Genomic DNA, 11,577 nt, shown 5'->3' with positions numbered 1-11,577 from the left:
TCAGCCCACGGGTTTGTTGCGGTACCGCGTGACGAGCTCGGGGGCGGCGACCTGCAGCCGGACGGGCGGCAGACCCCGGCTCATCAGCTCGAGGTCGTCGCAGACCATGTCGCCGATCGAGGTGAAGGCCTGCGGGATGCCACCGGCCCGGTGGGCGGACAGGACGGCGGTCTCCAGGGTCCGGAACGGGTCGTCGGCGGGGATCGGCTCCTGTGGCCAGACGTCGATCGCGGCGAGGAACCGCCCCTGCGCCAGGCGCTCGAACAGGGCCGCGTAGTCCACGACGTTCGCGCGGCTGACGAGCACGAGCCGCGCGCCGGGACGCAGGAGGTCCAGGGCGGGCCCGTCGAGGAAGTGAGCGTTCTCGGCGGTGGCGGTGGCCAGGACGAACACGAACTCGCTCTCGGCGAGCGTGTCCTCCAGGCTGGAGGGGACGACGCCCGCGTCCTCCAGGACCGCGGCGGGCAGCCAGGGGTCGTAGACCCGCACGACGGTCTCGAACGGGGCCAGCAGCGGCCGCAGCGCTCGGCCGAGGTTCCCGAAGCCGACCATCCCGACCCGCGCCCGCCGCAGCAGGACCGCGTCGAGGTTCCCGGCGGCCGTGTACTCCTCGGTGCCCGCGCGGACGGCCCGGTCGCCGCGCGTGATGCCGCGGGCCAGGTCCAGCGCGAGACCGAGGGCGTACTCGGCCACGGCCTGGGAGTAGGCGGTCCCGCAGCCGAGGACGCGCACCCCCTGGGCGAAGGCGGTGGCGTAGTCGACGTTGGGGAAGAAGTTGCCCTCGACGTTGACGATCGCCTTCAGGCGTCCGGCCGCGCGCAGGCGCTCGGCGGGCAGGTCGGGCTGACCCACGACGGCGAACGCGTCGGGCAGGGCGCGGTCCACGGCGTCGGGCGACGGGTCGTCCTCGAGGTCGACGACGTCGAAGAGGTCGTGCAGCCGCCGCAGGGCGTCGGGGGTGAAGATGCGGTCGCGCTGCTGCGGGGCGGGTCGCAGCAGCACGACGGGCTTGCCGGTCACCGGAGCCTGCTGCCCGCGACCCGGAGGCCGCCGTCCACCACGGTCAGGGCGCGCAGGTCGGCGACGACGACGTCGGCGTCGGTGGCCAGGGCCCGTTCGCCCACGCCGATGACCGTGCCGACGCCGGCGGCCCGGGCGGCGAGGACCCCCGCGACGGCGTCCTCGAGCACGACGCAATCGGCGGGCGCCAGGCCGAGCGCGGCGGCGGCCGCGAGGTACCCCTCGGGCGCGGGTTTGCCGGCGGTCACGTCGTCGGCGGTGACCATGACGTCGGGCAGGGGCAGGCCCGCGGCCTGCAGCCGGGCGCGGGCGAGCGGGCGCGTCCCGGAGGTCACCGCGGCCCACGCGCCCGGAGGCACGGCGGCGACGAGCTCCGGAGCACCCGGGATCGGGGGCACGTCACCGGCGGCCTCGAGCTCCAGGACGTTGATGCGCTGCAACGACTCTCCCTGCTGGGCCGCGTCCGGGACGAGCAGGGCGACGGTGTCGGCCGCACGCCGGCCGTGGACCTGGGCGTAGACGTCGTCGGGGTCGAAGCCGTGCTCGACCGCCCAGCGGCTCCAGGCCGCGTGGACGCTGGCGTCGGAGTCGACGAGGACTCCGTCGCAGTCGAAGAGGAACCCCCGTGCCGTGACGTCGACGTCCCGGTCCTGACCCACTGCGACCTCCAGCCCTCGGCCCGGGGCCGTCCCCGGGAGCAGTCCGGACCCACGATGTCAGGTCCGGGGCGCCGGGAGGAACCGGTACCCGGCGCCGCGGACGGTCTCGAAGAACTCCCGGCCGAGCTTGCGGCGCAGGTACCCGACGTACACCTCGACGGTGTTGTCGTCGCCCTCGTAGAACTCGTCCCAGACGTTCTGCAGGACGTTCGTCTTCGTCAGCACGTCCCCGGGATGGCGCATGAAGTGCTGCAGCACCTGGAACTCCCGGGCCGTCAGCCGCACCTCGGACCCGTCGAGGTGGACGCGCTGCTGCGCCGGATCCAGCGTCAGCCGCCCCGCGTCGAGCACAGCCGGACGTTCCGGGGCCCCACGACGGACGAGGGCCCGCAGCCGGGCGACGAGGACCTCGAACGAGAACGGCTTGCGTAGGTAGTCGTCGGCGCCGAGGTCGAACGCGTCGGTCTCGTCGTACTCCCCGTCCTTGGCCGTGAGCACGAGCACGGGCGTCCAGACCTGCCGGCTGCGCAGGGTGCGGCAGACCTCGTACCCGTTGAGGCCCGGCAGCATGATGTCGAGGACGAGGACGTCGAACGCCCCCTCCTGCGCCCGCTGCAGCCCGGTGAGCCCGTCGTGGGCGAGTTCGACGGCGAACCCGGCGCCCGTCAGCCCCGCGGCGAGCGTCGTCGCCAGGGTCACCTCGTCGTCCACGAGCAGGATGCGCACCCGGCCATCATGCCCAGTCGAGCCCTCACAAGAGTGGGCCGTTGTCGACGACGGGCATGGGCAGCGCTGGGCCTTGGAGAGTGGGCTGGAATCTCAGCAAGTCCGACTACTGTCGCAGACCGCCTGGACATCCCTGTTTGGCAGGTACACCCAAAGGTCTCCAGCTGCTTGTCAGCTGGAGCCGGTCGAATACTCCGGAAATCCATCGCCCAACCGAACGACCCCCCCAGCGTCCAGCCGCCGCCCTGGTTCTACGCAAGGTGCCCAAGGACATTTTTCTCGCATGCCCAGGCGGGCCTTTTTGGGAATTTCAAGAAAGTCTTGCCCAGCCAAGAACCCTTTAGTATTGGGCAATCTCTCGACTAGCCTCGGGATGAGTGGCTCGAGTCTTGTGCGGATGAGCTCACTGACATGACGCACACTGGCCTGCAGCGCAGGTGCGTCGTCGATGCACCATCTGTGCGCATGAGGTCTCTCCAATAGGTACTCCGGGCCGATCATGAAGCCGAAATCTCCGCCTTCAGCGTTGCCGGCGAACTCCATTTCGACGTCCTGCTGGTATTGGCCCAGCCAGTCGATCCAATCCTGCTTGCGGTAAAGAACAATCGATGCACCCACCCCTCGATGTCCTGACACAGAGTTGGTGTCCGGAGTGATGCTGAGGCGAGTGAAAGAATCGATGTCCCTGTGTATCCCTTTCCTTCCCAGGCGATACTCGTCGCCGAGGGCGGCCGCAAGCTCCTTGCGGAACGATCGTAAGTTGGGCGCCGGACTCATTTCCTGTAGTTCGCCTCTCCTGTCATGCGGTCAACATTCAGCCAGATGTAGCGTATCCGGTACCCGTGTTGACGCATCCATGCATCCGCAGCTCGTTGGCGCGCCGTCACTCGGGACGAGTTCGCTTTGATTTCATAGTAAGTGGCCCGGCCATTCACATCGAAGGATACTGCATCATACCGTCGCTCTCCAATATTTGGAATCGTCCTCCAAGCACCAGAACTCCGACGACCCCAGTAAACCTTCCCATTCTTGCTGGACTTCACGAGGTTGTCGCGAGCGAACTCTTCCCCGTAGCGACCGATGGCGCCCGATGACAGCGGCTTGCCACCTACGCCCCCAGTCAGGGGCATGCCCGCCCCACCGGGTGCGCCTCCACCTCCGGCGTCCGCATCCTTGGACATACGTCCATCGAGGTCGACGCTGCCAATGGAATCTGTGGGGTAAGCGTAGGCGTTGGGGGTTCCGCCGGGGACGGGGTCGATGGAGAGGAAGCGGGCGGTAGCGGGGTTGTACAGGCGGGCGCCCATGAGGGTGAGTCCGGCTCGGGCGTTGGTGGAGCGTTGCTTGCCGCCGAGCCAGTCGTACCGGGAGCTGGCGGTGTTGTTGCGGGTGGAGGTCGTGTCCAGGGCCATACCGAATTCGTCGGTGCCTGGGGTGGCGGTGGCTGTGGTGCTGCCGTCGGGAAGGGTCGCGACGACGTCGCCGTGCAGGTTGAGGACCTGCCAGATGAGGTTGCTGGTCCCGTCGGCCTTGAAGGTGGCGGTGGCGGCGAGGTCGGCGTTCAGCGCGGTGATGTACCGGGAGACGCTGCCGTCGGCTTCGTTCAGCAGCGCGGGGCTGTCGTCAGTGTCGTTGTAGCGGTTGACGATGCTGGTGCTGGCAGCTCCGGGCAGGGTGGTGGTGGAGCTGAGGAGCCGGTCCCCGGTCGGGTCGAGGCTGAAGCTTTGGTTCTCGGGGCCTGAGCTGCTGGAGAGGGTCTGGCTGGCGACCATGTCGCCGGGGTTGTAGGTGACGGCCACGGACGTGGTGCCGGCGGGGGTGCTGGCGGTGGCCAGGTTCCCACCGGTGCTGGTTCCTCCGCTGCCGGCTGCGGGGACGGCCAGGGTCCGTCCGAGCCCGTCGTAGCTGTAGCCGGTGTCGGTGATCTGGTCGAGGGCGTTGTAGGTGTGGGTCCAGGCGCTGTTACCGCCGCTGGGGGTGGTGGTGGACGGGACGGTGTAGCCGCTAGCGGCGCAGGCGCCTGCGGTGCTGGCGGTGCTGCCCTTGCCGATCTGGTTGGAGTCAGCGTCGTAGGCCCAGGCGCGGATGGTGCAGGTGGTCGAGCCCGGGACGGCGGGGGCGATCCTGGAATCGGCTGCGGTGACGAGTCTCCCGAAGCCGTCGTAGGTGTAGCGACGGTGCCGGGTCTGGGTGCTGACTGCGCCGGAGCCGGTGCCGGCGGGGTTGCCGGTGCCGTCCAGAGGGATGGCGGTCAGCTTCTGGGTGGACTCGATGAGCTGGCCGTACGTGCTCTGCCCGCCGCCGACTTGCCCGTTGTTGCTGGGGTCGGAGGTGGCGGCGTCGTCGAGGATGACGGTGTTGGCGGCGCCGGTGGTGACGGTGCGGCGGATGGCGGCGCCGGTGGTGTCGTACACCGTGCGGGTGGTCATCGCGCTGTTGCTGTAGCGGGTTTGGACGGCTCTGCCGTTCACGTCCGCGGTCATCGCTGCTGGTCCGGTGCTGGCTTGCCCGGAGGGGGCTTCGTCGGTGCTGGCGATGAGGTCGCCGGTGGTGGGGTCGTAGGTGTTCGTCGAGGTCCACGTCTTGCCGGTGGTCACGGTGGAGTAACCGGTCCGGCCGGTGGTGGTGTTGCCGTCGATGAGCTGGGTTGCGGCGACGCGGCCGGTGGAGTCGTAGGCGGTGCGGGTTGTCAGTCCCGTGGCGTCGGTGACGCTGTAGGGGCGCCCCAGCAGGTCGTACAGAGTGGTGAGGGTGCTGCTGGTGGTGCGCTTGCCGTCGTCGACGGTGGTGACGTTGCCCATGGCGTCGTAGGTGAAGTTCTTGACTTCGGTGCCCGCGGTGACGCCGGCGGCGTTCTGCGTGCTGACGACGGTCTGGGTCAGTCGGTCGCTGGACCCGTCGTAGCTGTTGCTGGTGACCCTCAGCAGGGTGCTGCCGTTCTTCTCTTCCTGGCGGCTCGGCTGGCCGGTGCTGCTGTAGCTGGTGACGGCACTGGGCAGACCGGGGGTGTTGATGCCGGACAGGCTGCCGGGTCCGCTCTGGCAGACCAGCCCGCCCATGGCCATGGGGCTGCTGGCGGCGGCACTGGTCGGGTCGGTGGTGCAGTTGTTGGTGCCGGTGCCGCTGTCGCCGTAGTAGCGGGTGACCGTGGTGGACGGAACGGTGGTGTCCGGGGCGGAGGTGCCTGCCGCGCGGGGCATGCTCGAGGAAATGACGCGGCCGAAGATGTCGTAGGCCGCGCGGGTCTCAAGGATGTCGCTGTTGTAGGTGGAGGAAGACACCGACCGGACGGGTTTGCCGGCGGCGACGCCCTTCCAGACGTATTCGGTGCTGGTGGTACGCACATCGTGGACCGGGCTGTTCAGCAGCACCGCAGCAGTGTTCAGGCCGCTGACCCCGGCGAATGCGGTGGGAACGCCGGTGGTGGTCTGCCAGGCGCCTTGGCTGTCACGGGTGCGGGTGTCGGTCGTGGTCGACATCAGTTCACCGGCGGAGATGAAACCGGTGGTGACGCTGGTGGGCAGCTCGGACACAGTCGCGTCGCTGGGTCGGGCAGCGTCGTAGACGGTCTTGGTCACCGACCGCGCCGGGACCGCAGTGCTGGACCCGTCACTGATGCCGTCCTTGGTGATGGTCAGCTTCAACGGGGCAACGGTGGTGGCAGCCACCTCGGAGGGGGCGTTGACCTGCGGGCCGGAGGCGGCGGAGGTCGAGACCACCCACCGGGTCTGAGCGGACAGCAGCTGGGCGCGCTGCCAGGTCTGCAGCTGAGTCAAGGTCACGGTGTCGGACAGCTTGGACAACTGAGCACTGGCCGTCGCACTACCGGCGTTGACTGCGGCGACGTCGTCCTGCCCCAAGGCCAGGGCGCGGTTGGCCGGGCTCAAGGCCATCGTCGTGTTGCCGGCGTCATCGACCAAGGCGGCGCTGATGCGGGCACCTCGAGCTGGGACGGCGACGACGTTGTTGCTGGGGCTGACGCCCCCGCTGCCGGTGGGGCCGGATTGGCCGTCGCTGTTGCGATCACTGTCCAGATTGGCAGCGGTGGAGTTGGCCAGATTCGTGCTGGTGGTGGCGTTGGTGTCGCTGGTACCGGAAGGCACCCACTTCCCCGCGGCCGATGAGGGGGCGGCCACGTCGATGGTGTGACCGTTGACGTCGAGGTAGGTCACCGCGGCGGTCGACCAGTTGCGCGCCGTGCCGTTGGCCCCGCCGGCGGAGGTCTGGGTGTCGTCGTAAGCATCGTGGTCGCTGCCGGCGCGGGCGTCGCTCGCAGCGGTGGGTCCGAAGACAGCAGTCGCATCCAACGGCGGGGTGTCCTGCCCCCAGGTCAGCGCCGCGGCCGGAGACATCGGGTAGGGGCCGAAAGCAGTGACGTCGAGGGGGACGCCGTAGACGACGTTCCAGGCAGCCGAGCTGCTGACGGTGCCGGGGGTGTACGCGGTGAGCGTGGGACGGGTGACCGACAGGAGCCGGCCTTGAGCACCGACCTGACCCACGTCGTGAGCAGAGGTCACTGAGCCGGTGCTGTCGTACCCGAAGGTCCAGGGCAGCTGACCACCGGCCGGGGTGAGCTTGATGACCGGACCGGGGACGTTGACACCGGTCGTGGTTCCCCGGGCCGCGGTGTAGTCGGCGGCGTAGTCGTAGGCGGTGACGAGCCCGGCCCGGTCGGTGACCGTGGCGAGCCGGCCATTGCTGTCGTAGGTGTAACTGGCCAAGGTCGCCGTGGTAACCGAACCGTTGGCGGGGTTGGTGGTGTACAGGGTGATCGACAGTAGCCGGGTGAACCCGTTCTGGGTTCCCCAGTTCAGCTGCAGCACGCGGCAGCCGGTGCCGGGGGTGGCGGCGGTCAGGCAGGTGCTCTGCTGACCATCGCTCAACGCGGGGTTGGACGCGCCGATGCGGTACAACCGCCACGCGGTCTGGGATGCGCCCTTGGCGTCGGCGACGTTCTGCTGGGTGTACTGGTAGCGGGTGGCGTTGCGTTTGGCCGCGTCCAGTCCAGCGCTGCCTTCGCCGCTGGCAGCAGCGGCCGGGGTGATGGAGACGGTCTGCCACGTGGACTTGGTGCCGTCGCTGGTGACGATGGGGTCGTTGTCGGCCCGGTTGACGGTGCTCTTCTGACCGAAGACGGTGACGGTGCCGTCACCGCTGGTCAGGGTCCAGGTGTCGGCGGCAAAGGGCTTCTGCGGGCTCCAACTACCCCCAGAGGGGACCAGCTGCAGATCCTCGGCGCCGTCTTCGGCGTACCAGGTAGTGCCGGCGTCGTCGACGACGAAGGCCGTGGGTTGCCCGTCTGAGCCCACAACGTCCAGGGAGTAGTCGGAGGTCTGGCGCAGTGAGGTCCAGTCGGCGCTGACGTCGTCATCGACCCCGCCCATCGACCATTGCGGTCCGAAGGGCGAGCCGGCCAGGTTCTGGCTGCCGGCGTCAGTACGCCGGGAGGACGCGGTGCGGCTGATAGAGACCCCGAAGGCAGCTGCGTCGGTGGCGGACAGGTCGTAGGCGCCGGTGAGCAGGTTCAGCGTGCCGGGGCCCACAGCGCTGGTGCCTGACTGTCCGCCGTCGGGGTCGTACTCCACGCCCCCGACAGAGGCGATGGGGACCTGCTTGCCGGTGGTGGAGTCGGTGAAGACGATCCGCACGTCCAGGATGCCGCCCAGACCGGCGAGGGTCTTGCCCGCGTCCCACGCCAGGCGGCCCTGGCCGTGCTGGCCAGACTGGATGGTCAGGGTTTGGCCGGTCTTGGTGATGGGGATGGGGGCGGAGGGGTCGGTGCTGCTGACAGGACTGCCGTCGGGCCAGATGAGGTCGGTGGCAGGGACCTGCTGCCACTGCGAGCCCTGGGTGAGGGTGGTGACCGACGAACCGCTGCCGGTGGTGATGGGCGCCTTGGCGCCGCGACGCCACTGCACGATCGGGTTGGTCAGGCGGGCGGACCAGTCCACCGATGTCGCGCCGGTGTCGGCGTCGGTGCCCGGGGCGTTGACGGAGAACTCCAAGGGCAGCCGGCGGGCGGTGTGCTGGTTCACCCGGGGGGCCCGCATGGTGGCGGCAGCGGTCTTGACGATCGCGGTGTACCCGTTGCGGGGGTCACCGTAGATGATGCCGTTCTCGAAGGTGCTCTGCTTGGCGTCGGCTGGTGCTGCTCCCCCACCTGGCATGACGGTGGGGTGGAACTCATCGTTGACGGGGTAGCCCAGCCAGGACCCAGTGGCACCGAGGGAGCGGTAGATGTCGTAGATGCGGCCGTGGACGGAGAAGGCCTGCCCGGCGCCTGTCTTCCAGAAGATGCCCCCGTTGTAGGGGTTGATGGAGCTGGCCGGGGCTGACCATCCGGCCCCGTCGGTGCCGACAGTCTGGAAGTAGCTGACGCGTCCACCCCCGTCGGGGGTGGCGGTCTCGTCGGTGGCGGGGAAGCCAACGACGCTTTCGTACCCCTTGTTGGCCCACTTGTCGCGGATGAGCCCACCGATCAGGTGTGCTCCCGTTGCCGAGGTCCAGTAGACGGAGCGGTAGGCCTTGTCGGCGTCGTTGAGGTTGTGGAAGTGGTTGTAGTAGCCGTTGCCCGAGGGAGTCGCGGCGTCGTCGGTGGCCGGCCAGCCCTCAGGGGAGGTCTCCCAGCCGTCGCTGGCCCACTTGTCGCGGATAGCACCGACGACCGAGTGCGCCCCAAGGGTGGAGGTCCAGTAGATGGAGCGTGCCTGGCCGGACTTGTCGAAGTGGTTGAAGTAGCCCTTGCCGTTGGAAGTGGCCGCGTCGTTGGTGGTGGGCAGTCCGAACCCAGACGGGCCGCCGTTGGTGGCGTAGTCGTCACGGATGGACCCGCACACCTTGCGGGTGCCAGAGCCTCCGGCACCGGCAGGGTAGTTGGTGCAGTTCTCCCACGACACCGTCAGGCCGGGCATGCCGGAGCCGGTCTCGGCGGAGTTGAAACGCTTGTAGCCAGAGACGTCGGTGCCGTTGGCGGTGATGATGAAGCCGTAGTTGGTCAAACCGCCGTAGTAGCCGGAGGTTCCGTTGGCCCACTTCTGCACGATGGGGGTGACGTCGTAGAACTCTGCGGCCGCGGCACAGGACGAGTTGTAGCCGTGCGCGAAGGTCTTCATCGAGCCGGCGTTGGCCCAACCCGGGCGCGTGTTCCAGGTCACCGTCGCCGGGTTCCAAGAGCCGGTGGCGGCGTCGACCCACAGCCCAGCCGGGGTGCAGGAGTAGGAGTAGTTGTTCCACAGGGAGAACTGCGCGGAGGTGATCGTGTTCTCCGACCCGATCAGGTCCCCGAGGTTGAAGTACACCAGCGTGGTCGAGCCCTTGGTGGCGCCGTTGACGGGTCGGTAGCCGGCCAGGAGCCGACTGGAGTCCTGGACCCCTTCAGCGGTGGTGGGGTTGGCCTCGTCGACGTAGGCGTCGAAGTTGTTCGACCCGTTGGCGCCGGTGGAGCCGGAGAAGCTGGTGCCGGTGGCGATGTGCGGGTCGATGGTGAGGGGGAAGATGCGAGCGTTGTCGGCGACCCACGTCGGGTCGACGCTGACCTCGACCGTTGCTGTCCCTGCGCTCGTACTGGTCCCGGTACTCCCGCCGACCTTGACCGCCAGCAGGCGGGTCGCGACCGGCGCGGTGGCCGGCTCCCCCACCTCGTTCTTGGACGAGTCGAAGGCCTTGCCGCCACCGAAGGTGGCGATGACAGCGCCCGAGGCGTCGACGAACTCCACTCCGAGCGTGGTGGGGTCCACCCCACCTTGGGCGCTGGCTTGCCGTACGGTGACGCCGGCGGGCAGGGTGAAGGTGTCCCGGTACACCGCGGCGGCGTTCGCACCCCCTGCCGCGCTCACTTCAGCACGCGACGCCAGGACGACGGACTCCTCAGCGCCGGTCGCAGTGACGTTGACGGTGTAGTCGCGCCCACCCTTGAGAACGTCAGGAAACACCGCCGCGGTACCAGCGTCGTCGGGAGCGGCGTCACCGGGGGCGCCGTCGGTGGTCGCCTCAGAGGCGCTCCTCACGTCCCGGGCAGTGCTCTTGGCCTCGCGTGTGGTCCCCGCTCCAGGAGCGGGCGATGCCATCGGCGAGGGAGTCTCCGGCGCCGGGGGTACCTGCAGGTCCACTCCGCCGATGACGGGGGTCACGCCCGCGGTGGGGGCCGCCGCCTTGACCGGGGGCAGTGCACCACCAGGCCCACCGACGCCGACGGGGGCAGCCGCGGCCTGAGGAGACCAGGAGATGGTCTGTCCCGCCGGTCCCACGGCCACCATGCCCGCGCCGGAGGCGTCGCTCAGGCGAGCAGCCCACGGGCCAGCGGACTCAGCGGTGGTCCGTCCCGAGGCGTCGGTCCCGGTGAGCGAAAGGTCGTTGTCAACCCATTCCACCTTTCCGGTGACGTCGGCCCCGGTTCCCCCGTCGCTACGGTGCCGGACCGCTCCAAGTGCAGTCTGGGTGCTGAAGGTGCCGTCAGGTTCAGCGGTGGTGAGGGACGTCTCCGTGGTCAACGCGGCAACCACGACCGGCGCTCCGGTGCTTTGCGCCGTTCGTTGTGCTGCTTCCACCGCGGCGTCTCGAGGACTCATCGGTGCCCGCTGATCAGCAGCAGGCAGCCCAACCACCGGCGGCGGCGCCGTCTGTGCGTCGCGGGCATCGGCTGCGGCCTGGCGATCCGCCTCGGCGTGGTCGGTGTCGGCCTGTGCAGCCTCAGCGGCCAGAGCGTCTTGTTGCAGGTCGGCGGCCGTGTCTGTGGGGCGGGCGGCGTCGCGGGCGGCGGCCGCGGCCGACCATTGCATGATCGACCACGGGTTCAGGTCCACAGCGGCGGTGATGGACAAGGCCAGCAGCGTGGACGCGGCAGCAACGCGGACCGCTCCCCGGCGGCGGCGGAGGGGAAGGACAGGCCGCTTCTCGTCCTGCCGATCTGCGGGCGATGTCGGGAGCACGGGCGACGGGGACTGCGCGCGGTGGCCCAATAGACGGTGAGAGAGACGGTTCATGGGAGTGCGCTCCTGGTTCAAGCGCTACCGCGAAGTGGCCGCGCTTCCTAAACCCCGTCACTCGGGGCATCACGAAGGTAGCCAAGAGTGAGCTGTCCTCGTTGCCGTCCACCAAATATTGGACTCGGCACCTTTTAGCGTCACCAGAGAGTCACAGGGGGCTCTCCGAACTCGTCGGCCACGAGCACCCG

Annotated in this window: 5 protein-coding genes; all 5 read right to left on the bottom strand. The window is 69.1% G+C overall.

Translation table 11 applies throughout. The features are described 5' to 3' along the window. Nucleotides 1–1,020 (bottom strand): hydroxyacid dehydrogenase, encoded by a 1,020-nt coding sequence (locus tag ACFEMC_RS00385; RefSeq protein WP_380172507.1) that lies wholly within the window; start codon nucleotides 1,018–1,020, stop codon nucleotides 1–3. After that, entirely contained in the window at nucleotides 1,017–1,679 is a 663-nt protein-coding gene (locus tag ACFEMC_RS00380) for an HAD-IA family hydrolase (RefSeq protein ID WP_380172505.1), read from the bottom strand. The genes ACFEMC_RS00385 and ACFEMC_RS00380 overlap by 4 nt, the downstream gene beginning before the upstream one ends. A gap of 57 nt (nucleotides 1,680–1,736) precedes the next feature. After that, nucleotides 1,737–2,405, bottom strand: coding sequence for a response regulator transcription factor (locus ACFEMC_RS00375; RefSeq protein ID WP_380172503.1), 669 nt, complete (start codon nucleotides 2,403–2,405; stop codon nucleotides 1,737–1,739). A gap of 171 nt (nucleotides 2,406–2,576) precedes the next feature. Beyond that, complete coding sequence (locus tag ACFEMC_RS00370) at nucleotides 2,577–3,023, bottom strand: hypothetical protein (protein WP_380172501.1); 447 nt, start codon at nucleotides 3,021–3,023, stop codon at nucleotides 2,577–2,579. 155 nt (nucleotides 3,024–3,178) lie between these two features. Next, nucleotides 3,179–11,224 (bottom strand): DNRLRE domain-containing protein, encoded by an 8,046-nt coding sequence (locus ACFEMC_RS00365; protein ID WP_380172499.1) that lies wholly within the window; start codon nucleotides 11,222–11,224, stop codon nucleotides 3,179–3,181. Between the last annotated feature and the right edge of the window lie 353 nt (nucleotides 11,225–11,577).

The sequence above is a fragment of the Kineococcus sp. DHX-1 genome (assembly GCF_042473625.1).
In the GTDB taxonomy this organism is placed as follows: Bacteria; Actinomycetota; Actinomycetes; order Actinomycetales; family Kineococcaceae; genus Kineococcus.
The sequence above is the reverse complement of the archived record's forward strand: the minus strand, read 5'-3'. Positions and strand labels throughout refer to the sequence as shown.